Source organism: Agrobacterium sp. CG160-95 (genome assembly GCF_053521725.1).
The window spans coordinates 266,480-291,368 of sequence record NZ_JBNWDU010000005.1; the positions used below are offsets into that span (position 1 = coordinate 266,480).

26 protein-coding genes and 1 tRNA gene are annotated in these 24,889 nt (G+C 58.4%); 17 read left to right on the plus strand and 10 right to left on the minus strand.

All coding sequences use genetic code 11. The annotated features are described in order from the left end of the window. Positions 1–59: 59 nt before the first annotated feature. Positions 60–2,375 (minus strand): NADP-dependent malic enzyme, encoded by a 2,316-nt coding sequence (locus ACQZ63_RS18595; RefSeq protein WP_003515491.1) that lies wholly within the window; start codon positions 2,373–2,375, stop codon positions 60–62. Between the two features lie 229 nt (positions 2,376–2,604). Here ACQZ63_RS18595 and ACQZ63_RS18600 point away from each other — a divergent pair, with 229 nt between their 5' ends. Then, positions 2,605–3,441 (plus strand): UDP-2,3-diacylglucosamine diphosphatase, encoded by an 837-nt coding sequence (locus ACQZ63_RS18600; RefSeq protein WP_025593573.1) that lies wholly within the window; start codon positions 2,605–2,607, stop codon positions 3,439–3,441. 245 nt (positions 3,442–3,686) lie between these two features. On the opposite strand, the gene dgcA is transcribed toward ACQZ63_RS18600, so the two are convergent. Next, on the minus strand, positions 3,687–4,670 hold the full coding sequence (dgcA, locus tag ACQZ63_RS18605) for an N-acetyl-D-Glu racemase DgcA (RefSeq protein WP_113555779.1): 984 nt from the start codon (positions 4,668–4,670) through the stop codon (positions 3,687–3,689). A 143-nt stretch (positions 4,671–4,813) separates the two neighbouring features. Between dgcA and ACQZ63_RS18610 the strand changes: the two genes are divergently transcribed. The 5 genes from ACQZ63_RS18610 (at position 4,814) to ACQZ63_RS18630 (ending at position 9,892) form a co-directional block, all read left to right on the plus strand. Continuing rightward, on the plus strand, positions 4,814–5,974 hold the full coding sequence (locus tag ACQZ63_RS18610) for an ABC transporter permease (RefSeq protein ID WP_097102727.1): 1,161 nt from the start codon (positions 4,814–4,816) through the stop codon (positions 5,972–5,974). A gap of 10 nt (positions 5,975–5,984) precedes the next feature. After that, positions 5,985–6,821, plus strand: coding sequence for an ABC transporter ATP-binding protein (locus tag ACQZ63_RS18615; protein WP_003515481.1), 837 nt, complete (start codon positions 5,985–5,987; stop codon positions 6,819–6,821). A gap of 8 nt (positions 6,822–6,829) precedes the next feature. Continuing rightward, complete coding sequence (locus ACQZ63_RS18620; protein WP_003515479.1) at positions 6,830–8,200, plus strand: MCE family protein; 1,371 nt, start codon at positions 6,830–6,832, stop codon at positions 8,198–8,200. A 15-nt stretch (positions 8,201–8,215) separates the two neighbouring features. Then, positions 8,216–8,821 carry an ABC-type transport auxiliary lipoprotein family protein gene (locus ACQZ63_RS18625; protein ID WP_019566194.1) on the plus strand — a complete coding sequence of 202 codons (606 nt, stop codon included), beginning with the start codon at positions 8,216–8,218 and terminating at the stop codon, positions 8,819–8,821. 102 nt (positions 8,822–8,923) lie between these two features. Then, entirely contained in the window at positions 8,924–9,892 is a 969-nt protein-coding gene (locus ACQZ63_RS18630) for an alpha/beta hydrolase family protein (protein ID WP_112497218.1), read from the plus strand. Between the two features lie 24 nt (positions 9,893–9,916). Here ACQZ63_RS18630 and ACQZ63_RS18635 read toward each other — a convergent pair whose 3' ends face one another. Continuing rightward, positions 9,917–10,351 (minus strand): PACE efflux transporter, encoded by a 435-nt coding sequence (locus ACQZ63_RS18635; RefSeq protein ID WP_019566196.1) that lies wholly within the window; start codon positions 10,349–10,351, stop codon positions 9,917–9,919. Between the two features lie 334 nt (positions 10,352–10,685). Here ACQZ63_RS18635 and ACQZ63_RS18640 point away from each other — a divergent pair, with 334 nt between their 5' ends. Then, entirely contained in the window at positions 10,686–10,844 is a 159-nt protein-coding gene (locus ACQZ63_RS18640) for a hypothetical protein (RefSeq protein ID WP_162993578.1), read from the plus strand. Between the two features lie 139 nt (positions 10,845–10,983). Further along, complete coding sequence (locus tag ACQZ63_RS18645) at positions 10,984–11,235, plus strand: hypothetical protein (protein WP_003515471.1); 252 nt, start codon at positions 10,984–10,986, stop codon at positions 11,233–11,235. 73 nt (positions 11,236–11,308) lie between these two features. Here ACQZ63_RS18645 and ACQZ63_RS18650 read toward each other — a convergent pair whose 3' ends face one another. The 4 genes from ACQZ63_RS18650 to ACQZ63_RS18665 form a co-directional block, all read right to left on the minus strand. After that, complete coding sequence (locus ACQZ63_RS18650) at positions 11,309–11,497, minus strand: hypothetical protein (protein WP_003515469.1); 189 nt, start codon at positions 11,495–11,497, stop codon at positions 11,309–11,311. A gap of 297 nt (positions 11,498–11,794) precedes the next feature. Continuing rightward, a complete protein-coding gene (locus ACQZ63_RS18655) occupies positions 11,795–12,019 on the minus strand; it encodes a hypothetical protein (protein ID WP_003515467.1) in 225 nt (74 codons plus the stop codon). Positions 12,020–12,214: 195 nt separating this feature from the next. Continuing rightward, a complete protein-coding gene (locus ACQZ63_RS18660; protein WP_019566197.1) occupies positions 12,215–12,466 on the minus strand; it encodes a hypothetical protein in 252 nt (83 codons plus the stop codon). Positions 12,467–12,635: 169 nt separating this feature from the next. Next, complete coding sequence (locus ACQZ63_RS18665; protein WP_025593566.1) at positions 12,636–12,968, minus strand: hypothetical protein; 333 nt, start codon at positions 12,966–12,968, stop codon at positions 12,636–12,638. A gap of 438 nt (positions 12,969–13,406) precedes the next feature. Between ACQZ63_RS18665 and ACQZ63_RS18670 the strand changes: the two genes are divergently transcribed. Continuing rightward, positions 13,407–13,853: a hypothetical protein gene (locus ACQZ63_RS18670; RefSeq protein WP_113555780.1), complete on the plus strand. Its 447-nt coding sequence runs from the start codon at positions 13,407–13,409 to the stop codon at positions 13,851–13,853. Between the two features lie 134 nt (positions 13,854–13,987). On the opposite strand, the gene ACQZ63_RS18675 is transcribed toward ACQZ63_RS18670, so the two are convergent. Both ACQZ63_RS18675 and ACQZ63_RS18680 read right to left on the minus strand, forming a co-directional pair. Next, positions 13,988–14,063, minus strand: a tRNA-Lys gene (locus ACQZ63_RS18675). Between the two features lie 155 nt (positions 14,064–14,218). Beyond that, positions 14,219–14,473, minus strand: coding sequence for a GlsB/YeaQ/YmgE family stress response membrane protein (locus ACQZ63_RS18680; protein WP_003515453.1), 255 nt, complete (start codon positions 14,471–14,473; stop codon positions 14,219–14,221). A gap of 123 nt (positions 14,474–14,596) precedes the next feature. Between ACQZ63_RS18680 and ACQZ63_RS18685 the strand changes: the two genes are divergently transcribed. The 5 genes from ACQZ63_RS18685 to ACQZ63_RS18705 all read left to right on the plus strand — a co-directional run bounded on the left by ACQZ63_RS18685 (position 14,597) and on the right by ACQZ63_RS18705 (position 21,778). Then, positions 14,597–17,266, plus strand: coding sequence for a mechanosensitive ion channel family protein (locus ACQZ63_RS18685; RefSeq protein WP_113555781.1), 2,670 nt, complete (start codon positions 14,597–14,599; stop codon positions 17,264–17,266). A gap of 83 nt (positions 17,267–17,349) precedes the next feature. Next, positions 17,350–17,679 (plus strand): hypothetical protein, encoded by a 330-nt coding sequence (locus tag ACQZ63_RS18690; protein ID WP_236736186.1) that lies wholly within the window; start codon positions 17,350–17,352, stop codon positions 17,677–17,679. After that, positions 17,676–17,999, plus strand: coding sequence for a hypothetical protein (locus ACQZ63_RS18695; protein ID WP_113555782.1), 324 nt, complete (start codon positions 17,676–17,678; stop codon positions 17,997–17,999). The genes ACQZ63_RS18690 and ACQZ63_RS18695 overlap by 4 nt, the downstream gene beginning before the upstream one ends. Positions 18,000–18,268: 269 nt before the next feature. After that, positions 18,269–20,782 carry a GcvT family protein gene (locus tag ACQZ63_RS18700; RefSeq protein ID WP_003515448.1) on the plus strand — a complete coding sequence of 838 codons (2,514 nt, stop codon included), beginning with the start codon at positions 18,269–18,271 and terminating at the stop codon, positions 20,780–20,782. A gap of 162 nt (positions 20,783–20,944) precedes the next feature. Beyond that, positions 20,945–21,778: a response regulator gene (locus tag ACQZ63_RS18705; protein WP_003515447.1), complete on the plus strand. Its 834-nt coding sequence runs from the start codon at positions 20,945–20,947 to the stop codon at positions 21,776–21,778. Positions 21,779–21,809: 31 nt separating this feature from the next. Here the strand turns inward: ACQZ63_RS18705 and ACQZ63_RS18710 are convergent, their stop codons facing one another. Further along, entirely contained in the window at positions 21,810–23,366 is a 1,557-nt protein-coding gene (locus tag ACQZ63_RS18710; RefSeq protein WP_080798438.1) for a phospholipase D family protein, read from the minus strand. 166 nt (positions 23,367–23,532) lie between these two features. On the opposite strand from ACQZ63_RS18710, the gene ACQZ63_RS18715 reads away from it, so the two are divergent. The 3 genes from ACQZ63_RS18715 to ACQZ63_RS18725 are packed head-to-tail and all read left to right on the plus strand — an operon-like array spanning position 23,533 to position 24,858. Continuing rightward, the gene (locus ACQZ63_RS18715; RefSeq protein WP_003515444.1) at positions 23,533–23,847 is read left to right on the plus strand and encodes an ArsR/SmtB family transcription factor; all 315 of its coding nucleotides are present in this window, start codon (positions 23,533–23,535) and stop codon (positions 23,845–23,847) included. Continuing rightward, on the plus strand, positions 23,844–24,203 hold the full coding sequence (locus tag ACQZ63_RS18720; RefSeq protein ID WP_113555783.1) for an SRPBCC family protein: 360 nt from the start codon (positions 23,844–23,846) through the stop codon (positions 24,201–24,203). Before ACQZ63_RS18715 ends, ACQZ63_RS18720 begins: the two co-directional genes overlap by 4 nt. Before the next feature lie 43 nt (positions 24,204–24,246). Continuing rightward, positions 24,247–24,858 carry an ATP-dependent Clp protease proteolytic subunit gene (locus ACQZ63_RS18725; protein WP_013636224.1) on the plus strand — a complete coding sequence of 204 codons (612 nt, stop codon included), beginning with the start codon at positions 24,247–24,249 and terminating at the stop codon, positions 24,856–24,858. The last annotated feature ends 31 nt before the right edge of the window (positions 24,859–24,889 follow it).

The following is a 24,889-nucleotide window of genomic DNA, read 5'->3' on the forward strand; positions in this document are numbered from 1 at the left end:
CATAAGCTGTTGCCGCAATGCGGCAACAGCATGTTCAAAACTGCGTTAATACGCCTTCATCACACCGAAGGGTGCGATGCCTGCACGACGGCAAAGGCCGCCATGTTGACAACGCCGCGCGAGGTGACGCTGGGCGACAGGATATGGGCGGGAAGAGCCGTGCCAAGCAGGATGGGGCCGACATGCAGGCCCTCCGTCAGCGTGCGGGTGACGCCGAGCGTGATGTTTGCGGCATCGAGGTTCGGGAAGACCAGCAGGTTTGCTTCGCCGGTCAGCACGCTGTTGGGCATGGCGCGCTTGCGCAGCGCTTCCGAAAGTGCTGAGCCGCCCTGCATTTCGCCGTCCACTTCCAGTTCGGGTGCCGCTGCCTGCACGATCTTCAGGGCGCGGCGCATCTTGCGGGCGCTTTCCGAATCGCGCGACCCGAAATTGGAGTGGCTGGCGAGCGCGATCTTCGGCGTGATGCCGAAGCGGCGGATTTCCTTTGCCGCGAGAATGGCCATTTCAGCCACTTCTTCGGAGGTCGGATCGTTGTTGACGAAGGTGTCGGTGAGGAACAGCGCGCCCTGCTGGGTGATGAGCAGGCTGAGGCCTGCGAAAGAGCGAACGCTTTCCTGCTTGCCGATGATCTGGTTCACGTCGCGCAGGTGCCGGTCGTAACGGCCTTCCAGACCGCAGATCAGCGCATCCGCCTCACCACGCTTCACCGACAGCGCGCCGATGACCGTGGAGTTGGTGCGCACGATGGTGCGGGCCGCCTCCGGGTTGATGCCAGCGCGGCCGACCAGTGCGAAATAATCATCGACGTAGTCGCGGTAACGCGGATCGTCTTCGGGATTGACCACCGCAAAATCGGTATTCGGGCGGATACGCAGGCCGAAGCGCTTCAGGCGCGTTTCGATGATCTGCGGGCGACCGATGAGGATCGGGATGCCGGTGCCTTCTTCCAGAAGCACCTGTGCGGCGCGCAGCACGCGCTCGTCTTCGCCTTCAGCAAAGATGATGCGCTTCTTTTCGGCAACCTTGGCGGCGTTGAAGACCGGTTTCATGATGAAGCCGGAACGCCAGACGAAGCGGTTGAGCTGGTCGAGATAGGCTTCGAAATCGCTGATTGGCCGGGCGGCGACGCCGCTTGCGGCGGCAGCACGGGCAACGGCCGGCGCGATGCGCAGGATGAGGCGCGGATCGAAAGGCGAGGGAATGAGGTAGTTCGGGCCGAAGATCGGCGTTTCGCCGCTATAGGCCTTGGCGGCGACTTCCGAGACTTCCTCGCGGGCAAGCTCGGCAATGGCCTGCACGGCGGCCATCTTCATTTCCTCGTTGATCGTGGTTGCGCCGCAATCCAGCGCGCCGCGGAAGATATAGGGGAAGCACAGCACGTTGTTGACCTGGTTCGGGAAATCCGAACGGCCGGTGCAGATCATCGCATCCGGGCGGGCAGCACGGGCCACTTCCGGCATGATTTCCGGATTGGGGTTGGCAAGCGCCAGGATCAGCGGGTTTTCCGCCATGCGCTCCAGAAGTTCCGGCTTCAGCACGCCTGCCGCCGAAAGACCGAGGAAGACATCGGCGCCGTCGATCGAGTCGGCCAGAACCCGCTTGTCGGTCTTCTGCGCGTAGACTTCCTTCCACTCGTCCATCAGCGAGTTGCGGCCGTCATAAACGAGGCCCTCGATATCGTGGACCCAGATGTTTTCTTTCTTTGCGCCCATGGCGACAAGCAGGTTGAGGCAGGCGAGGGCAGCCGCACCGGCGCCTGACGCAACGATCTTGACGCTCGAAAGCGATTTTCCAGCCAGTTCCAGCGCGTTGGTGACGGCGGCGGCGACGATGATCGCCGTGCCGTGCTGATCGTCGTGGAAGACCGGAATGTTCATCTTCTCGCGCAGCTGGCGCTCCACCTCGAAACATTCGGGCGCCTTGATGTCTTCAAGGTTGATGCCGCCGAAGGTGGGTTCCAGCGCTGCGATGGTGGAGACCATGTCGTTGATGCCGGGCGCATCGATCTCGATATCGAAAACGTCGATGCCGGCGAATTTCTTGAAGAGGACGGCCTTGCCCTCCATAACAGGCTTGGACGCAAGCGGGCCGATATTGCCAAGGCCAAGCACTGCCGTACCGTTGGAAATCACTGCAACGAGATTGGCGCGGGCGGTATACTCCGCTGCCATTTCCGGATTTTCATGGATGGCGAGGCAGGGGGCGGCGACACCCGGCGAGTAGGCAAGCGCCAGATCGCGCTGGTTGCCAAGGGGCTTGGTGGCCTGGATTTCCAGCTTGCCAGGGCGCGGGTAGCGGTGGAAAAAGAGCGCCTGTTCCTCGATGTCGGCCTTTGCCGTGTTGGCGGGCGTGTTGTTCTTATCGTGAGAGGTCATGTCTTCCACCGTCATGTCTGGTTCAATTCCGGCCCTCTGAATACAACAAACTTTCCCGTGGTACAGCCGTTATTTGCCGCCCCCTTATGCAAATGCGGGCATGGCTTATTCGCGTTTTCGTGATGCCAACGGTCATATTCCATATAAAAACCGGCCATTGTCATGTTGCTGCAACACGAGTCTGGTTCTGAGAGGGAAGAAAGCCGCAGGGACGCAACCGAACAAGGGGATTAAATCCGTGGCCGGTCAAATTGAAACCAGACAGTTCAGAACGCTTTTCATTTCGGATGTCCATCTCGGTTCCAAGGCGGCCAAGACGGATTTTTTGCTCGACTTCCTGAAACATCACGAGGCCGATACGATCATCCTGGTCGGTGACATCATCGACGGCTGGCGCCTGCGCCGCAGCTGGTACTGGCCGCAGGGCTGCAACGACGTGGTGCAGAAGTTGTTGCGCAAGGCCCGCAAGGGAACGCGTATCGTTTACATTCCCGGCAACCACGATGAATTTCTGCGCGAGTTTCCGGGCATGCATTTCGGCGGTATCGAAGTGGCCGAGCGCATGATCCACGAGGCGGCAGACGGCAAGAAATATCTCATCATCCATGGCGACGAGTTCGATGTGGTGGTGCGCAACGCCCGCCTGCTCGCCTATCTCGGAGACTGGGCCTACGACGCGGCGATTGCGATCAATATCGTCCTTGCTGCGGTGCGCCGCCGCATCGGCCTGCCTTACTGGTCGTTCTCGGCCTGGGCGAAATTGCAGGTCAAACACGCCGTCAACTTCATCGGCGAGTTCCAGCGCGTAGTGGCCGACGAGGCACGCCGCAACAATGTGGATGGTGTGATCTGTGGCCATATCCACCACGCCGTGATGGAAGACATGGACGGCATCCGCTACATCAACACCGGCGACTGGGTGGAAAGCTGCACGGCGATTGCCGAAAATGCCGATGGCACTTTCGAGCTGATCACCTGGATGCAGACGAGCGATGTCCCTTCGCAGACATCGGACGAGATGGAGCCGGTGGATATTCCAGGTCTGATTGGCAAGCACGCGGCCTGATTGGGGTTGGTTCAACAGGCAGGGCGATCCCTAAGCGCGGGATGGTTCAGCTCTCTGTCGTCATCCTTGGGCTTGTCCCAAGGATCTGCAACCGATTGATTTCGCGCGACGTGGATAGATCCTCGGGACAAGCCCGAGGATGACGTCGAGTGTGAGGCGAGGCTGGTCATACAGTTTACGTGATACTGCAAAGACTATTGCGATGTGCGGCGTAGTGCTTTCACACGAAACCCGAACGACGACTCTTATCCCCACAACTCCGGCTGCGGCGGATAAACCAGCGAACCCTCGTAAACGAGGCCCGGCTGCCGGTCCTGCCTGAGAATCAGCGGGCCGTCGAGATCGGAGAAGGCGGCTCCCTGGGCGGCCAGAACGGCGGGAGCCATGCCGAGCGAGGTGCCGAGCATGCAGCCGACCATGATGATGAAGCCTAGCCGCTCCGCCTCTGCCTTCATGACAAGTGCTTCCGTGAGACCGCCAGTCTTGTCCAGCTTGATGTTGATCGCATCGTAACGGTCGCGCAGGTCTGCGAGGTCCTTGGTGGAATGCACGCTTTCATCGGCGCAGATGGGGACCGGGTGGTCGATGCGGGCCAGGATGGCGTCCTTGCCGGCGGGAAGCGGCTGTTCGATGAGCGCGATGTTCAGTTCCGCTGCGAGTTTCAGATAATATTCGATATTATCGTCGTTCCAGCCCTCATTGGCGTCGATGATGATGCGCGCGTCAGGTGCTGCGGTGCGCACGGCCCGCAGGCGCGCCTCGTCATCCACCGTTCCTGTCTTGATCTTCAGCAGCGGGCGGCCAGCGTTTTCCGCTGTTTTAGCCGCCATGGTCTCGGGATCGGCAAGCGAGATGGTATAGGCGGTAACGAGCGGTTCTGCCGCGTGTCCGAGACTATGTTCGGCAGCACTTTTGCCACTCGTCTTGGCTTCGAGGTCCCATAGTGCGCAATCCACTGCATTGCGGGCGGCGCCGGGTTTCATCACCTGCTGCAATTCATGCCGTGTCAGGCCGCCGGCAATCTGCTCAGCCATCGCTTCGATATCGGCGATAACGCCTTCGATGCTTTCGCCATAACGCGGGTAGGGCACACATTCACCTCTGCCGGTAAAGGAACCATCGCGGATGGTGCACGTTACGACATCCGCATGTGTGCGAGTGCCGCGTGAAATAGTGAAGCTGCCAGCAACGGCGAAACGTTCTGTTGTGGCTTGAAGGTAACGGGGCATGTTTTTTCACTTCCTGACAGGCGTTAAAAGACACATGACGCCAAATTTATCGCGAATTGTCGGCTGTCACTGTGGCTTGCCGAAGGCCAAACCGTTATGAAACCTTTAAGAATCTCGTGACGGCTGCACTCGCTCGGAGCATTATGCAAGAACAGGATATACGGCAACAGGCGAACCCGGCCGCAATCACCGAAGACGGCGCCGTCTCCGGCGGCGGCCAGCGGTATGCCTTGAGCGGTTCCTGGCGTAACAGCAATCTTTCAGGCATTTTTGCACGCCTCGAAAACATCGAGAAAAGCGGCCCTGCCGGTCCGGTGGAGATCGATCTTTCCTCGGTGGAGGCAATCGACACGACCGGCGCCTGGGTCATCCGGCGATTGCGCGAAGATATGGAAGCGAAGGGCGTTACCGTCACGCTTACCGGAAACGAGCGAATCGAGGATCTGATCGGCCAATTGCCGGATAAAGCGGCGATGGAGGGCGAGCCTGCCGCCAAGGTGGGACTTGCCGAACGCTTCTTCTCGCCGATCGGCCAGGCTGTCGTCCAGAATGGTGCGGATTTCCTCGCGGGCATGTATATTCTGGGTTCTGCCGTGCGCGGCGCGCAGATGAAGCTCGGGCGCGGCCGTGGCGTCTCGCCGGCGGCCATCGTCAACCAGATCGACCATATGGGCGTGCGCGCCGTGCCGATCATCATGCTGATGTCGTTTTTGATTGGCGCCATCATCGCCCAGCAGGGTGCCTTCCAGCTGCGGTATTTCGGCGCGGAAGTTTTCGTCGTCGATCTCGTCGGCATCCTGCAATTGCGTGAAATCGGCGTGCTTCTGACCGCGATCATGATCGCCGGTCGCTCCGGCAGTGCGATCACGGCGGAAATCGGCTCGATGAAGATGCGCGAAGAAATCGACGCGCTGAAGGTGATCGGTCTCAACCCCGTTGGCGTGCTGGTGTTTCCGCGTCTCGTGGCGCTGACAATCGCACTGCCGCTTCTGACCATCCTTGCCAATTTCGCCGCACTTTTCGGCGCCGCCATCGTCACGCTTCTCTATTCCGGCATCACCTTCGAAGTGTTTCTGTCGCGTCTGCACGGCGCGGTCGAGGAATCGACAATCGCCGCCGGCATGATCAAGGCGCCGTTCATGGCGCTGATCATCGGCATCGTCGCGGCGGTTGAGGGTATGAAGGTCGGCGGTTCGGCGGAATCGCTCGGCAAACACGTCACGTCGTCGGTGGTCAAATCGATCTTCGTCGTCATTCTGGTGGATGGCCTTTTTGCCATCTTCTACGCAGCCATCGATTTTTAAGGAGGGCGCGTTGGAAACTTTGGACCAGAAGCCGCAAGAGACAAAAACTGCAAAGGACGGCCGTGAGACGGTTCTTTCCGTCGAGGGTGTGACTGTCGGTTTCAACGGCAGGAACGTGCTTGAGAATCTCGATCTGGATGTCTATCGCGGTGAAATCCTTGGCTTCATCGGCCCATCCGGCGCGGGTAAATCCGTCCTGATGCGTGCGATCCTGAGGCTTCTGCCACGCCAGGCGGGTGCAATCCGCATTCTCGGCACCGATTACGACAAGGCCAGTGAAGACGACCGCATGATGCTTGACCAGCGGCTCGGCGTGCTGTTCCAGCAGGGGGCGCTGTTTTCCGGCCTGACGGTGAAGGAAAACATCCAGCTGCCCATGCGGGAATATCTGGACCTGCCGAAAAAGCTGATGGACGAGCTTGCCTATCTCAAGATCGAGATGGTGGGCCTCAAGCCCGATGCGGGCGACAAATACCCGTCGGAGCTTTCCGGCGGCATGATCAAGCGTGCGGCGCTTGCGCGCGCGCTGTCGCTCGATCCCGACCTTGTCTTCCTCGATGAGCCAACATCCGGCCTCGATCCCATCGGGGCGGCGGAATTTGATATGCTGATCGCGCGCTTGCGCGATTCGCTCGGTTTGACCGTGTATATGGTGACGCACGACCTCGACAGCCTGTTCTCCGTCTGCGACCGCATTGCGGTGCTAGGGCAGAAGAAGGTGCTGGTGGAAGGGACCTTGCAGGACATGTTTGCCTGTGACGACCCCTGGGTGCAGTCCTATTTCCGTGGCAAACGGGCGCGCTCTGTCGTTCTTCCGGACGACAGACACGAAAATCCGGTGGAGTAACAAGAAGCATGGAAACCAAGGCGAACTACACCATAGTCGGAATTTTCACGCTGATCGTGATCGCCGCCGCATTCGGCTTCGTTTACTGGATGGCGGAATTCGGCCGGGGTGGACCGACGGCGCAGCTCGTGGTGCGTATTCCCGGCTCGGCAAACGGCCTTTCCGTCGGCTCTCCGGTACGCTTCAACGGCATTCCTGTCGGCACGGTGCGCGGTCTTGCGATCGACCGTGACGATCCGGCCTATTCCATCGCCTTTACCGAAGTGCAGGCGGACGCGCCGGTTTTCCCGTCCACCCGCGCCGTGCTTGAAATTCAGGGCCTGACGGGCGCTGCCTATATCGAGCTCTCCGGCGGCAACAAGGATGGTGAGCGCATTCTGCAGAAATCCGTCGAAAGCGGCGTTCCCGCCGAGCTGACGGCCGATCTTTCCAGCGTCACCAACCTTCTTGCCACCGCCGACAAGATCCTGAAACGCGCCGATGGCGCCATCGGCGAATTGCAGGGTTTCGTGCAGGATGCCCGTGGGCCGCTGACGCAGACGGTGCGTAACGCCGAGAAATTCTCCGATGCGCTGGCCGCAAATTCCGATGGTATCAAGAGTTTCATCGCCAGCCTCAGTTCGCTTTCCACCACCGTCCAATCGGTCTCGGTACGCCTGGACGGCACGCTGACTGCTGTCGAAGATCTGGTGAAGGCGGTGGATGCCGGCAAGATCGATTCCATCCTGTCTAATGTCGACAAGGTGACGAAGGACGTCGCTTCCGCTTCGAGCGATATTCAGGGCATCATGGAAACGGTGCAGAGCACGGCGCGCAACTTCGAGGCGGCGAGCACGGAAGTGCAGACGGTGGTGAAGCGCGCGGATGAGCTTTTGGCGTCGGTCGATCCCGCAAAGGTCAGCACCGTGGTGGGTGATGTTTCCGCAGCGACTGCCGATGCGCGCGATGCCGTGGCGAACTTCAAGCGGATTGCCGACGATGTCGGCGCGCGCCGGGCCGATATCGACCAGGCGGTCTCCGATTTCACCGACATGGGCCGCAAGCTTAACCTTGCCTCAAGCCGTGTCGATGGCATTCTTGCCAAGGTGGACGGGATGCTTGGAACCGACGATGCCAATTCGCTGTTTGCAAAGGCGCGCGAGACTTTGACCTCGTTCAAGGCCGTAGCCGACAATCTCAATGCCCGAATCGGGCCGATTGCAGACAATCTAACGCGCTTCTCCAGTTCGGGCCTGAAGGATTTCCAGGCGCTTATCGGCAGCACGCGGCAGACGGTCGACAATCTCAACAATGCGATCACCAATATCGACCGCGATCCGCAGCGGTTGATTTTCGGCGGCGAAACCGTGAAACAATATGACGGCAGAACAAGGCGCTAAAAGGGGTATGGGCCAATGACACGATTGATGAACGGCCATAAGCGCCGTGCCCTGCTTCTGGCTCCGCTGCTTGCGGTTGCGATGGCGGGCTGTGCGGGAACCCCATCGAACGATACGTTCGACCTTTCCGTCTCTTCGGCGACTGTGACGCAGGGGCCGTCGCTCAAAGGCCGGCAATTGCTGATCGCCGATCCGACGGCGCTGAAAGCGCTTGATAGCGAAAACATCGTGGTGCGCCTTTCCGGCTCGGAAGTGCAATATCTCGGCAATTCGCAATGGAGCGACCGCCTGCCGCGCATGGTGCAATCCAAGCTGGTGCAAGCCTTCGAGGATACCGGCAAGCTCGGTGGCGTCGGCCGGCCGGGGCAGGGGCTGGCGATCGATTACCAGGTGGTCAGCGATATTCGCACCTTCGAAATCGATACGGCAAAAAACACCGCCGATATCGAGATTTCGGTGAAGCTGTTGAACGATCGCAACGGCACGGTAAAGGCGCAGGAAGTATTCCGCGCCAGCGCACGCGTCAGCGGTTCCGGAAATGCCAATTTCGTCAAAGCGCTGGACCAGGCTTTCGCCGCCGCCACCCGCGAAATCGTGGCGTGGACGCTGAAGTCGCTCTAAGTCTGACAACGGTCATTTCCGCTACAAAAGATTGCTCTATGTTGCGGGTGAAGCCTGTTGGTGACGGCCTTGCATTTAATGTTTCCGATCTGCGGGTCCGTCATGCGATTTCTGGTGTTGCTTTGCCTTTCCCTTGTTTCCGCCATGTGCGGAGCGGGCACCGTTCTGGCAGCCGGTCTTCGGTTGATCGAGATTCCCTCGGCAGGCGGAAAGCCTTCCATGAGGGCGGCGGTGTGGTCGCCCTGCGCGGCGACTCCGGTGGAGACCCGCATCGGCCCCTTCGCTCTGCAAGCGGTGCGTGATTGCCCAGTTGTCGATGGGCAATATCCGCTCGTCATCATCTCCCACGGTTTCGGCGGTACGTATTTCAGCCATCGGGATACCGCGGCGGCGCTGGCGGATGCCGGTTTCATCGTCGCGGCGATAAATCATCCCGGCGATAATGCCATTGACATGAAGCGGGCAGGCGATCTTTCCGCGCTGACCGAACGACCGGCCGATATCGTCCGCCTGCTCGACCATATGCTGGCGAACTGGAACGATGCCCGTTTTATCGATGCCGGAAGGATCGGGGTGTTCGGATTTTCGCGCGGCGGTTATACGGCGCTGGTACTTGCCGGCGGCGTTCCGGATTTTCCAAATACCGGATTGCCGTGCCCTGATGGGCAGGCGGCGGTGTGTGCTCAGATGCTGGAAAGGTCTGCTTCGCCTGAGGACCGGGTCTACGATGCGCGAGTGAAGGCTGTGGTTATTGCAGACCCCCTCAACGCCTTTCCAGGGCGGGCCGATCTGCGAGATATCAAAATCCCCGTTCAGCTCTGGAGTTCAGAGCGCGGCGGCGACGGTGTGGCGCCGGAGGATATTTTAGGGCTGCGCGACGACCTGCCGGCAAAACCGGACTATCAGACGGTGAAAGGGGCAGGGCATTTTTCGTTCATAACACCTTGCCCCGCCGAGATGGAAAAAGCCCTGGCCGAGATATGCGGCGATATTCTGGGGTTTGACCGGGCGGAGTTTCATCGTCGACTGAACAGCGAAGTCATCCGCTTTTTCACGGCTTCGCTACGCTGACGCACACGCCGGTGCCGCCGTCGATCAGACGGCGTCCTGCGACCGCCATTCCGGCAGCGGGAAAAGCCGGTCGTAGCCCCAGTTGAAGACGAAGGCATAGACTACGTAGAACAGCGCAAACGAGATATCCATCACCAGCGCCTGGGCAAGGCTGATGCTGAGATACCAGGCGATGAAAGGCATCAGCACGATCAGCAGACCCAGTTCGAACAGCAGGGCATGGGCGACGCGGATAGCAGGCGTCTTCAGCGTCGTGCCTTTCAGGCGCTGCATGGCATGGTCGAAGCCGAGATTGTAAAGATAGTTCCAGGCGGTGGCGAGCGTGGCGCTGACGAGGCCGACAACGCCGATATCTTCCATGGGCATGTGAAATACGAATGCACCCAGCGGCACGACCAGCAGAAGGCCGATGATTTCGAAGCTGAGAGCGTGGCGGATACGATCGGGCAGGGAACGCAATTTATTCTCCGGTATGTGACCGGGCCGTCCCGCATGCTGTCGCCATAATGGCCGAGGTCGTCCTCTCGCAAAGCCATATAGCGGTTTCGGGCAAAATTTCAAGCCTTGGGTCATGGTTGGGTTCGGGAGCGCTCTTCTCAGCGGGAGCGGGATGAGGTGGCGAGGCCGGAGTTATGCGGCGAGACTTCGCCTTCATGCGACTATTCGTGCCACCGTATCACAGGCGTGGAGACGAAGCACGCGGCGGTGCCTTATCTTTTCAATTGTCCGCCGTTTCGCCGCTGCGGAACAAGACCGCTGTTTTTTCGTTATCGCTCATGGAAGGAGGCGTGCCATGCAGCATAATTCTCCAGATGGACGAACGATAAAGGCCGCCAACGCGGCACAGGCCACAACTTACAAGCCTAGCCTGATTTCCCTGAAGGGAAGTTATGTGGCGATGATATTCCGCAGGCCGCTTTGCCAAAATCCGCTGGATTTGCGGAAAAAATAAAGCGGCACGCCTCACCCATTGCCACCGATGACGACTGCCGCAATGACAGAGAGCTTTAGATGTCTCTAAAGTGTGATTTTCAATCCGGACCGTCTCCCCTTAGATTGGGAGATCGCCACGAAAGCGAAGGGAGAATGACATGAAATCAGTTCTCATTATCGCCGCTGTACTTGGCTTTTCCGCCAGTGCAGCGTTGGCGGAGTGCGCAGGTCATGAAAAGATCAACGCTTCCGTTCCTGCTGTCGACCGTGAATTCAAAACTGCAAGCATCGTTCCGCCGACGGATCCGGTGGACAAGCCCATCGTCATACTGAAAAAGACCGATCGCCTTCCGGCGGCAACGGTTGCGACGACTGGCGAACCCGAAGCCGCAATGCAGCGCATGCAATAAGACAAGACAATGATCGTTTCATTCTGAAAATCCCGTGTGTGAGGTAATCCGCACGGGATTTGCTTTTTGCCATCTAGCTGTCGAGTTTCAGCGACAATTGCTTCGGGCCTTCATTCTTTTTCAGCACGTAGAGCGGCCGGGCGATGATGACTTCCGTTCGCCGCTGCAATTCCCGTCGCCTTTCAAGCGCGCGCTCGCGCATATCGCGGGAGCGAGCGACCACGGACAGGGCATTTTCTATGGTTGCGTCTGCTGCGTTCATCGCTGACCTCCATAATGTTCACTTTATGTTCTCATTATCGGTCGCTTATGTCAACACTGTGGCAGCGATACTTAAAGGGCAGCTGAAATGCCCTGGAGATGGTCTGTGACGGGACACTACGGGCTGCGTTGAGGGGGGGCAGGGCTTCGCGTGGAGCGTTTTCTCCCCTCGCGCTTGTGACGGAGCATCGAAGGCCCGTGCGGGCGCGACGGGGGATACTCCGGCCTGCTCAATCAATTTTCGGGATGCTTTGGCAATCATGCCGGGTGCTGATCAGCTCCGGCGGGCGGGAGGCTGTCAGGACAGGGGGCGTTGATCGGGTACGGTGAGGCCTGGAAGCAGGTCACTCAGATGTTCACTGGCGAGCGCGACGATGGCAAGCGCGGCCTGCTGGCGGTTCCAGCCAGCGTCTTCCGCTTTTTCGATCAGCCCTTGAATGGAGGGCTCCAGCGCGAACTGGCACTCGGCCTGATAGTCCATGGTATCGATAGAAAGCGATGGAGAATTAATTGCGGCCCGCATCGTTTGGTCTCCCTGTTTTCCGCCATGCACGTCGTTAAGCGACGCGCAAATCGGAAACATGCACATTCAGAGGCCTATGATATCGGGCAGGCCCGTATATCAATGGCAGCGAATCCCCCAGCAGGCGGGACGTTAACGGCAAGTCTCGATGGCTGTCAACGAACGTCCGGTAGCGACGGCGCCGTCTTACCTATTTCAGAGCCTTCCGTTCCGGAAAGGTTTTCGTCTCCAGACCAGCAATGCCATGACATAAAGCGCAAAAAGCACGAACCATGTGACGGGCAGCACCATGAAAAGCGCCGCATAGGCACAACTTCCCTCGAAACAGGAACCGAGAAATCCGGAATCGGCAAGCGTACCCGACAATAGAAACGCACATACGCCGCTTCCGACTGCGCCGAGGGCGAAAAGCAATATGTTGACGATCAATCTCATCACGCCAATCATAGGCATGATTAAGACCGCTTTGCGGAGCGGGTGGCACTGCCGCGCTGATATTTCGTCGTTTCAGTAGCTGTGTTGCAAAACCGGCGTTGCCGGAGCGGCTGGTTTTTTTGAAGGCCGCTTGTTGGTGCAGGCCCCGCCATGATCGGGCAGGGCCGTTATTGCCGGATTCTTACTCGGTGATGGTATACTCGCCGAGTTCGCACAGGTTCTGCGTATCCTCGAGGTCTTCCAGCTCATCGCCCTGGAATTCAAAACGCATGTCGTATTTGCACACGCGGCGGCCATCGGCGATGGTGATCTCCATCGTTTCGCCCGGACCAAGCGCCTTCTTTCCGAAAACGTCGTCTTCCCAGTCATCGACGCCGACTGGCGAGGTGTAGAAGGCATTGAGAACGGAGTTCGTTCCGTTCTTCAGCGAAAAGACGAGGTCGTCCGCCTGCGCCGCACCCGCAACCGTCAGCGTAGCTCCGAAAAACACCGCCGTTACCCATTTTGATTTCATGATATCCCCCTTTTGCGCCATCGTTCTGGCTTGGCAATGCATACAACCAAACCAGTGGCTTGCAATGCAAACTGCGGGTTTTGGTTAAATTGCGAAGGGTTCGTTATGGGTAACTTTTCGAGATATCCAGTCTATTTTAAATATTACAAATATATATAAATAAATATTTCGAATTTTTGCCTTCATTTGTGATTTTATTTTTATTAAACAAATATATTATTTTTCTATTTCGAAACTATTTTTTATTTTCAATTGTTTTTTTATTTATTTTGAGTTTTATTTTGATGTGTTTATGATTTTTCTGTGTGTATCGTGGACTTTATTATTTTTTATATTTCTACTGCTGAATCAGCGAAGAGTTTTTACTGACGAAATATTTTTTCTAAAATGACGTTAATTGGTGGATGGGCCAGGCTGATCGCTTTCCGACAGAGGATAATGGATTTGATCAAGCGTTCGTTTTTATTCTTCTGCGGCCTCAAGCTGCCGGGTATCGTGGCACTGGCCACCCTGTACGCGGGTTTTCTGACGCAGGCTTTGGGCCAGTCGCGGGTCTGCAACGATCCTGCTCCGGTCAGCAACCTCAACGAAATGTTCGATGCGATTTACGCATGCTGGGTGCCGCCGGAAGACACGGAGGGGCTTGTCGTGACGCTGCAGTTCATTCTGCATAAGGATGGGCAGATAAGGGGCAAGGTGGTCGTCACAGCCGCGCGCCCGCAGGAAGACAGTCCAAGACGGCAAGCCTTTATCGATTCCGCCATCGACGCGGTGAGGCGGGCAGCGCCTGTTCCTTTCACCGAAGAATTCGCAAGACGTATTGCCGGGCGGCCCTTGGGGCCACGTTTTATCGGGACAAAAATCATACCCGAAACGAAGTTGTAGGTTTTCTTGGGAGCTAGGTCCGCTGTCGCGGCCGCATGTTCAGGGGCGCCGAATGCGAACTATTTTTTCAGTGCCCGGCGCCGAAGGCGATGCTTTAACTTAGCACCGCAACGTCTTGTCATTTTTGAAGAATTTGGTGGGTGATGTAGGGCTCGAACCTACGACCCGCTGATTAAGAGTCAGCTGCTCTACCAACTGAGCTAATCACCCGACCGACACCGTGTGGCGGTGTGAGGGGGGCTATAAAGGGGAAGTTTCGGCTTGTCCAGCGCGGAAATGAAATTTCTTCGATTTTTGTGACGAAAAAATTTCAGTCGCGCTGGAAAAGGCTGGAAATCCGGGATTTTACGGATTTTTTTCTTTTGCTATCCTCGCCGGAAGGCTCTTCCGATAACGATGAGGATGCAGGCGCCGATGAAGCCGGCGATGAGATAACCGATCCATCCGGTCAAAACGATTCCGAATACCGAGAGAATGGCGTTAGCGACGATGGCACCGACGATTCCAAGTAGGATGTTCATGAAAACACCCATATTGCTTTTCATGAATTGTTCGGCGAGCCACCCGGCGACACCACCGATGATGATAGCTGCGATCCAGCCAATACCAGCAGATTCCATGATTTCCTCCCATGATTGCTGCACTATTGAAGGTGATGATTCTCCGGGTGAAAAGCAAGGTAAACTCCCGAAAACCTCGCTTTTTGCGGGTGGTTTTCCGCGCAGCAGGCGATAAATAGCCTGATGCTGGGTGAAGATTTGAAAGGCATGGATGTGCGGTTGATGTTTGGCGGAATGATTGACGGTAGGCGGATGTTCGGCGGGCCTTTATCCGACCGGCGGCGAAAGGCCGCCCTGGCTGCGATAATGGTCGCGGTATTCACCCTCCTTGGCAGCTTTCTGTCGTCCGCAACCTTGGCGTCGGCGCAGGATGCGCCAGCGGCCGCACCAGTCGCTATCCAGGCTTCCATCGTCGAGCAGGCGCGCACGGATCTGGAAAAATGGAAGGCCGATATTTCGGCAATCGCCAAACAGGTGGAGGCGGGCGGCAGCGATGACGTGCAGCTGGTGGACCTGAAGGGACGCGCCGATACCATTGCAGCCGATGCTGCCGCCGCCAACACCAAGCTGCGGACCCGTCTGGACCAGATCAAGACGCGTCTCGACGCGCTTGGTGCTGCCCCGGCGGAAGGACAGCCGCCCGAAGCGAGCATGGTGACGGAGGAGCGCTCCCGGCTGACTGCGGAGCGCGCCGAGGTGAATGCCATTGCCGGCGAGGTGGAGAGCACTGCCACCAACGCCGCGCAGATTTCCAACAACATTACGGCGGTTCGGCGGGCGCTTTTTGCCGCGACCCTGTTCAAGCGCACCGAAGTCTCTTCCCAGACGCTGGGCGACGCCTCTTCCGCCTTCGTGAGCGAGCTGACCAATCTCAACAACGCCTTCAGCAGCTGGGCGGGTTTCGTCTGGAACTACAAACGCCTGCCGATGTTCGGGGCGGTGATGCTGTCGATCATGGCGGCGCTGTTGTTTCTGGTGGGCGGTTACCGCTTTTTCGGCAGCCGCATGGAACGGCGGGCCTTTTCCGGCGAGCCTTCCTATCTGCGGCGGCTTTCGGTGGCCTTCTGGTCAACCATGGTGCAGTCGCTGTCGCTTTTCCTGTTTCTGGTAACCTCGGCGTTTTTCCTCGATAATTTCAACGTGCTTCGTTCCGATATCGCGCCGATCCTGTTCGGCGCCATGGCAGTTACGGGCTTCGTCTATTTCGTGTCGCGGCTGAGCTACGCTATCTTTGCGCCGACGCAGCCGGAATGGCGTCTGTTGCAGGTTTCCAATCGCGGAGCGCACACGCTGTCCTCGGCCGTGCTTTTGATGGCGCTCGTCAACGGTCTCGATTATCTGTTCGGCACGATCAGCGAGACGCTCTATTCGCCGCTGATCGTCACCGTTGCCAAGAGCTTCATTGCCTCCATCATCATTGGCATCATCCTGCTCACCGTGTCGTTCCTGCGCCCGGTGATCGGTGAGGGGCAGGACTACGAGACCGGCAACCAGCGCCTGCCGCGCTGGCTGGTCATTCTGCTCAGGGTCGGCGGGCTTGTTCTCATCGGTGCCTGCCTGACGGGTTATGTGGGGCTGGCGCGGTTCCTTGCGACGCAGATCGTCGCCACCGGTGCGGTGCTCGCAACAATGTATATCGGCATTCTTTCCGGCAAGGCGATTTCGCGACAGGGCGCCTTTTCCGAATCCCTGGCCGGTCGTTATCTCGGGCGGCGCTACGGTCTCGGCCCGGTTGCGCTGGATCAGGCCGGTCTTGCGGCGGGGCTCGGCATCTATGTGATCGCACTCGCCTTCGGCGTGCCGCTCATCCTGTTTTCCTGGGGGTTCCAGCCGGGCGATATCGAAAGCTGGGCCTATCGTCTGCTGACCGGCATCACCGTCGGCAATGCCTCCATCTCGCTGATCGGGCTGTTCGGCGGCGTCCTCGTCTTTGCTATCGGCTACATCATCACACGCTGGTTCCAGAAGTGGCTGGACAACAACGTCATGGCGCGCGGGCAGGTGGATGCGGGCGTGCGCAACTCCGTCAAGACCGGCATCGGTTATCTCGGTATCGCGGTTGCGGCCATTTTCGGCGTCTCTTCCGCCGGTCTTAACCTCTCCAGCCTGGCGCTGGTGGCGTCTGCCCTTTCGGTCGGTATCGGTTTCGGCCTTCAGAACATCGTCTCGAACTTTGTCTCCGGCCTCATCCTGCTGGTCGAGCGTCCCTTCAAGGTGGGTGACTGGGTGGTGACAGGCACGACTGAAGGCACCGTCAAACGGCTTTCGGTGCGCGCGACCGAGATTGAAACCTTCCGCGGCCAGTCGATCATCGTACCGAACTCGGAATTCATCAATTCCTCGGTCGGCAACTGGACACACCGCAACCGTATCATGCGTGCGGAAATTCCGGTCTCCGTTGCCTATGAATCCGATCCGCAGCAGGTGATGGATATTCTGTTGGAACTGGTGCGCACCCAGCCGCCCGTACTGCGCAACCCCGAACCGCACGTGGAATTCCTCCGTTTCGGCGACTTCTCGCTGGATTTCGAATTGCGTTTCCACCTCGCCGATCTTTCGAATGGGCTTGGCGTGAAAAACGCGCTGAGGATCGCGATCCTGAAACGCTTCCGCGAAGAGGGGATCGCCATCCCGTTCCCGCAGCGTAACCTCAACATCCACGTGGAAGGTGATGCAAATCCGCAAATGCTGGCGGCGCTGCTTTCGGAAGAGGGTGACAAGGCGGTGGCGGCGCATACTGGCGCGGCGGCGCCTGCCGCGGCAACTGCACCGGAAAAGGATCCGGGCAAGGCGGGTGACAAAACCGTGGTGGAGCCGAAGGCGACGTTGAAGGCGGCCGGCAAGGACAGTTAATCTGCGGCTACCGCGGCTGCGGCGACGCAGCCGATACGGGCATTGACGGGCGCGGGGAGTTATCCTCGCGCCCGATTTGCATTGTGGCGGATGAGACGCCGGGGGGAAACAAACGCGACGTCCAGAAGACTGTGGATGGTGCGGACGTTGCCGCGACCACAGGCCCGCAGGGCCAGCAGCCGGCGGCCGAAAACATGGCCGGCAATGACAACACCATTCGCAGCACGAACAGTTCCGGCCTCTTTTCCGATAGCCAGTTTGCGAGGCCGCTCGTCATAGGCTTCAACAGCGTTTCCATCGGTATGCGCAACAGCACGCCCGCATGGCTGGACGCCGCGGCAAAAGCTGCCGCTGGCAAGGACGTAAAAGACCGCGCCAAGATTTGTGCATCTTCGCAGGTGGTTGCGAAATGAGACTGGCTATTTTTCTCTTCGGTATGTTTTTTCCGTTTCTGGCAAATGCGCAGGATGTGGTTCGCCCGTCTGCGAGTGGAGATATTGCGCAATTCAACGATGATTGCATTTATCGCATTCCACCTTGCAGCAAGGATGATGGTGGCGGCGTTTTTCCGCCGCCACCACCTCCGCCCGGTGGCGGCGGCGGGATACACAATCTGCCAGGCGGTCCTGTCCTCAAGAACTCGATTATCGTTCCCGGCAATGACGTTATAAAGGGGTTTAACTTGGACGGCCCGGATGTGCGGGGAATGCAATTGCAGCTTCAGACCAGATAGACGGTTTATCCGGCGCTTCAGGCTCCAATCCGTCTTGGCTGACACTTGATCCGTTCCGGTTGGTATTTTCCCATATGTGCGCCACCGTCGTCTTCAAAAGGCGACGGTGGTTTGAAACCCGCCTCCAGCGACGGCATTTTCTCCCCTGTCGCAGCACCCTATGGCCATGTCGCAATCAGGCGGCTGAACGGCCGCCGGGCGCTTCATATTCCATCCCATCGATTTGGCAGCACGACAGGCAATGCCGGCGCTTTTTAGGGGTTCTGTAAATGAAGACACATGCACGGGCGGTGGTGATCGGTGGCGGCGTCGTCGGCGTTTCGACGCTTTATCATCTTGCCAAGAAGGGCTGGAGCGACAGCGTCCTTATCGAGCGCAAGGAACTGACCTCCGGTTCCACCTGGCACGCAGCCGGTCTTTTGCCGCTGTTCAACATGAGCTACTCGGTCGGCCAGATCCACAAGTATTCGGTGAAGTTCTACGAAGAGCTTCAGGAAGAGACCGGCATGAATGTCGGTTTCTCCAAGGTCTCGAACATTCGTCTCGCCCGCACCAAGGATCGCTGGGACGAATATATGTATTATGCTGGCATTGCCGAGACCATCGGTGTGCGGGTCAACATGCTGACGCCGGAGCAGGTGAAGGAAATCTGGCCGCTTTGCGAGACGGACGGCCTGCTGGGCGCCATCCAGCACCCCGATGATGGATATATCCAGCCCGCCGACCTGACGCAGGCGCTGGCGAAGGGCGCGCGAGACCGTGGCGCCACCATCTATCGCAACACCACCGTCACCGCCATCGAGCAGCTGGAAGACGGTCACTGGAAGGTGACGACGGATAAGGGCGAGATCATCGCCGAGCATATCATTTCCTGCACCGGCTCCTTTGCCCGCAAGACCGGCGAGATGGTCGGCATCAATATTCCGGTCATCCCGGTTGAGCACCAATATATCGTCACCGAGCCGCATCCGGCCATTCTGGAGCGCCGCCGTCAGGGTCTGCCGGAAATGGGCGTTCTGCGTGAATCGGATTCGGCCTGGTACATGCGCGAGGAGGCCGGCGGTCTGATCCTCGGCCCTTACGAAGTCGGCGCTCCGGTCTGTTATGTCGACGGTCCCTCTGACGATAGCGAATATGAGCTGTTCCAGGAGGAACTCGACCGGCTTATGCCGCATATCGAAACGGCGATGGTGCGCGTTCCGGCTTTCGGTGAAGTCGGTATCAAGAAGGTCTATAACGGCGCTATCGCCTATACGCCTGATGGCAACCCGATCGTCGGTCCGGCACCGGGCCTGAAGAATTTCTGGCTGAATGAAGGCCACTCGTTCGGCATCACCGCTGCTGGTGGTGCTGGCTGGCAGCTTGCCGAATGGATCGTTGATGGTGAGCCTACACTCGATCTGATGGGTGTCGATCCGCGCCGCTTCGGCCCTCACGCAACGGAAGGTTACCTCATTGCCAAGAATGAGGAAGCCTATGCCAACGTCTTCACCATGCATTACCCTGATGAAGAACGTTCCGCTGCCCGTCCGCTGAAGACGACGCCGGTTTACGACCGTCTGAAGAAGCTTGGCGGCGTGTTCGGTTCCGTTTACGGCTGGGAGCGTGCCAACTGGTATGCGCCGGAAGGTTATGCGCTGCGCGAAGAGGACCTCGGCGTCGGTGCGGATGTCATCACCAGCCACAACTATGCGCCGCCACTGGATGATGGCCGTATCGTTGAGAAGTGGTCGTTCCGCCGCTCGAACTATTTCGAACATGTCGGCAACGAGGTGAAGAACGTCACCCAGAATGTCGGCGTGCTTGACATGTCGGCCTTCGCCAAGATGGAAGTTTCCGGTCCCGGCGCGCGCGCCTGGCTGGACAGCATTCTCGCCAATATCGTGCCGAAGAAGCGCGGCCGTATTGCGCTGACGCACCTTCTGACGCCGAATGGCGGCGTGAAGGTGGAGTTCACCGTCTATGAATGGGCGCCGGGCCGGTTCTATCTGGTGTCCGCCGGTGGTCTTGAAGCGCACGATCATGACGTGCTTCAGCGCCTTGCGCCCACCGACGGTTCCGTCGTGCTGCAGCCCATCACCCAGAAATACGGCGTGCTGGTGCTTGCCGGTCCGAAGTCGCGCGATCTCCTGAAGAAGCTGACCCGTACCAGCCTCGAGAACAAGGATTTCCCGTGGCTGACGGCGAAGCAGATCTCCGTGGGTGTGGCGACGGCGCATGCGCTGCGCGTCAACTTCGTCGGTGAACTGGGCTGGGAGTTGCACCATCCTATCGAAATGCAGAACTACATCTTCGACCGGCTGATGGAAGCGGGCGCCGAATTTGGCATCAAGCCATTCGGTATTCGTGCGATGGTGTCGATGTCGCTTGAAAAGTCGTATCGCAACATGGGTCGCGAGCTTTCGGTCGAATATAACGCCTATGAATCCGGTCTCGACCGTTTCCTGCGTCCGGAGAAAAACTTCATCGGCCGCGACGCGCTGGTGGCCTACAAGGAAGCCGGATTGAAATCGGTGTTCTCGACGCTGACCGTTTCGGGCAATACGGATGTCGATGCGCGTGGTTCTGAAGCTATATTCGATGCAGATGGCGCACTTGCCGGCCGTGTGACGAGCGGCGGCTTTGGCTGGCGTATCGGAAAATCGATTGCCCTTGCCATGCTGAAACCCGAATATGCCACGATTGGCACAAAGCTGAAAATCCGCATTCTTGGCACGCTTTATGACGCCGAGGTGGTGGAAGAAAGCCCCTTCGATACGGAAAACGCGCTGCTGCGCGCCTGAGGGATTTTCCTGGAAGCATTCGAAACACGGCCCTCCCTCGGGGGCCGTGTTTTCTTTTGGGTAAGCATGTATGCCGACTGTTTTCGGGCAAAAGTGTTATTAATGATTCTGAAAAATACGCCTGCTAATTTCCCGTGAAAGACGACGGGGGACTGGGACAAAATGAATTTTCTGGGCATTACGGGCATGCAATATTCGGGTGTGCCATTTACCAATTGCCGCATTTTGCTTGCGGAAGATACCAATGTGTTCACCCAGATGGTGAGCATGCGCCTGAAGGAATTGCTGGGCGTTTCCGTGGAGGTGTGCCGCAACTTCGAGGAGTTGCAGGCGTGCTACGAACACTCGGCCGAACCCGTGACGCTTGCGATTTCCAACATCAATCTTCCGGGGGCGGAGAATGGCGAGGCGCTGGAATATCTGATCGATCTCTCGATCCCGACCATCGTTTTCACCAGCACGTTCCATGAGGCGACCCGCGAAACGCTGATCGCCAAGAATGTGGTCGACTACATTCTGAAAGACAATATCTTTGCCGTGGACATGCTGACGGAATCCATCTGTCGGTTCCTCACCAACCACCGCCACCATGTGCTGATCGTGGATGACAGCCCAACGGCGCGGGCGCTGCTTTCCAGCCGCCTCAAGCGTTATAATTTCCGCGTCAGCCTTGCCGATAGCGGTGCGAAGGCGCTCGAAATCCTGAAGGCCAATCCCGATATCGGACTGGTGGTGACCGACTACAATATGCCCGATATTGACGGTTTCGAACTGACACGGCGCATCCGCACCGTGCGCGGCTCGCACGAGTTGCGCATCATCGGCGTTTCCTCGTCCACCAACCGGCTTTTGTCGGCGCGGTTCCTGAAGGCGGGCGGCAACGATTTCATGCTGCGGCCCTTCATCGACGAGGAATTTTATTGCCGCGTCAACCAGAACCTCGACACGCTGGTGCAGATACAGCTGGCCAAGGCTGGCGTGAGACCGGCGGCCTGACCGGACTTTTCGTTATCAAAGCCGCGATAAGTCAAAGCTGAGACTCGAGCGGCAGGAAACGCATGATGCCCGCGACGATCCGGCGGCTGATGGCAGCGTCTGGTTCGCGTCGGTATGTCTTCGGCTGGCCGTGTTCTTCGGTCATCCAGACGATGCGATTGCCGTTGTCTATATCCAGCTCGAAGCTCATCGAGCGGCGGATCTCTTCGCTGAATATCTCGTCCATGCGCGCAACCAGCGGGGCTGAGGTGAAAACGACGCCCATTTCCGTGTTGAGAGAAGCAGAGCGCGGATCGAAATTGAGCGAGCCGATATAGCCGGTCTTGCCGTCGCGGGAGAAAGCCTTGGTGTGGAGGCTCGCCTGTCCTGAACCGCGAAGCGTAAAGCTTGGCTGGTCCGCCTGTGCACGCAGTTCATGCAGTCGCACCCCGCCCAGCAGAAGCGGCTTTCGATACCGTGCGTAACCGGCGTGAACGGCGGCAACATCTGTTGCAGCAAGCGAGTTGGTGAGGATGGCAACCGAGACGCCGCGCTCGGCAAGGTTTGCAAAAATGTCCAAGCCCTGTTTGCCGGGAATGAAATAAGGGGAGGTGATGTGCAGGCTGTCATTTGCCGCCTGCATCAGCGGCAGCAGGCTCTCCATCAGGAAGTTGTGGCCGTTGCGGCGTTTTCCCGCTGCTTTTTCCGGCGGGTCGGCAAGCACGTCAGCTTCATCGACCCAGTGCAGGCGGTCCGACATCAGGAAATGTCCGCTGCCATATTGGTTTTCGACGCGCTCGAGATAGGGTTTGGCAGCCTCGCTTTTCGGTAGCGCAGCAAGCTCGCGCCTTAACCTGGCAAGCTTGCTCGGCCTGCGCGCCAGAAGCGAGCGCACGGGAACGGAAACGGCGCTGTTCCAGTAGTCGTCGAAGATTTCGGTGGCATCCGCAACGATCCTGCCGAAACCGAGAATGTCGAAATCGTGGAAATTGGCCCGTTCGGCGGCATCGAAATATGCGTCGCCAATATTACGGCCGCCAACGATCACGGCGCGTCCATCGGCAATCCACGCCTTGTTGTGCATGCGCCGGTTGACGCTTCGGAACCGGAGGACCAGTTCCAGGCTTCGATACAGGATGTTTTCCCGCGCCCTGGTTGGGTTGAACAGCCGCAGCTCGATATTGGGATGGCTGTCGATGGCGTGGAAGATGCGGTCAGACATCGAAACGCCGAGATCGTCCAGAAGCAGCCTCACGCGCACGCCGCGATCTGCCGCGGCAATGACCTCGCGCATCATCAGCCGACCGGTCAGGTCGGCATTCCACATGTAATACATCAGATCAAGGCTGCGGCCGGCCGCCCGCGCCGCCGCCATGCGCACTGCAAAGGCATCCAGATTGGAATGCAGCAGGCAGAGCGCGTTTTTCTCGTTCCAGCCATTCCTTATCGACTGCCAGTGGCGGTCGAGCCCGGTCGCATCCTCGGCAACGGGCAGGGCAGTTGAGGGGCGTTTGGGAATGGCCTTTTCCCGCTGCTTGCTGATGACAACAAACAGGGCTGGTCCGACGACCAGCAGCACCATGGCGATAAAGACCGTAAATGCAGTCACTTGTTTTGATCACTCCCGGCCTGAAGATTATCAGGCCGGGTGAAAACGCGCGAGCACATAAAGCGTTCACGGCAGAAGAGGGTGCGGGAGCGAAAAAGCCTGCCTTGCGAAGCGAATGCAGTAGGCGGGACTTGTGAATCACATAAGTGTATGCTTATCTGTTGTCATGACAGAGAATGATATTTTCCGGGCGCTGGCCGATCCGACACGCCGCGCTATTTTCGAAAAGCTCGCGGATGGTGCCCAGAACGCTTCCGCCTTGCGTGAGGGTTTCGATATCAGCCAGCCGGCCATGTCGCAGCATCTTGCTGTGCTGCGGGGGGCGGGGCTGGTCGTCGAACGGCGGCAGGGTCGTTTCGTCAATTACGAGGTCGATCCGGATGGGCTGACACGGATTGCGACATGGCTTGGCAAATACCGCGCCTACTGGCCGCAGCGCGTAGAAGCACTGAAGCTCTTGCTGAAGGATATGGATCAATGAACAGGGAACTGCCCGCAGCACCGAAACCCGGTATCAAGCTGGAATATGATCTCGATGAGCCGCCGCAAAAAGTCTGGCGTGCGATCAGCATTCCGGCCTTCCGTGAACACTGGTTGCCGAAGGAGGCTTTAGCTGAACCCGAGGCGATCAGGATCACCCCGGGGAAGGAGGTCTGTTACAGGATGCGGGATGACGTTCCGCCATTTCTGGAAAGCACCGTCACCTTCAGGATTGCACCCAACGCGAGCGGCGGCACCAGCCTGCGGGTCATTCATGAGTTGCCCATCACCGGTTCCGGTCGGATGACAAAGGCCGCCGCAAACCACAACCGTTCGCCCATCAAGCTCGCCGCCTGATCCACCACATTTCCTTACATTTTCAAACGACAGGAGTTCGCCGATGCGCGAAGCGATGCAACTCGTCCCTATGGTAGTTGAACAATCCGCTAGGGGAGAAAGGTCCTTCGACATCTATTCCCGGCTGTTGCGGGAAAGGATCATCTTTCTCAACGGTGAGGTCAACGACGCTGTTTCTGCGCTTGTCTGCGCGCAACTGCTGTTTCTGGAGGCGGAAAACCCGAAGAAGCCGATCCATCTCTACATCAATTCTCCAGGCGGCGTCGTGACCAGCGGTCTCGCAATGTATGACACCATGCGCTACATCCGCGCGCCGGTTCATACTCTATGCATGGGGACCGCCCGTTCGATGGGCTCGTTCCTGCTTATGGCGGGCGAACCGGGCGCGCGGGCGGCATTGCCCAACGCCAGCATCCTCATTCACCAGCCGTCCGGCGGGTTTCAGGGTCAGGCGTCGGATATGCTCATCCATGCTGAAGAAATCAGGCAGACAAAGCACCGAATGACGCGGCTTTATGCCGAGCATTGCAAACGCAGCTATGACGAGTTTGAAGCGGCAATGGATCGCGACCGTTTCATGACGGTGGAAGAGGCACTGGAGTGGGGTTTGATCGACCGTGTTCTGGACGTTCGCGAAGATGTGGCGGCGGCATGACTCAAATCGTCCCGGTTGGCGCATGGCTGGC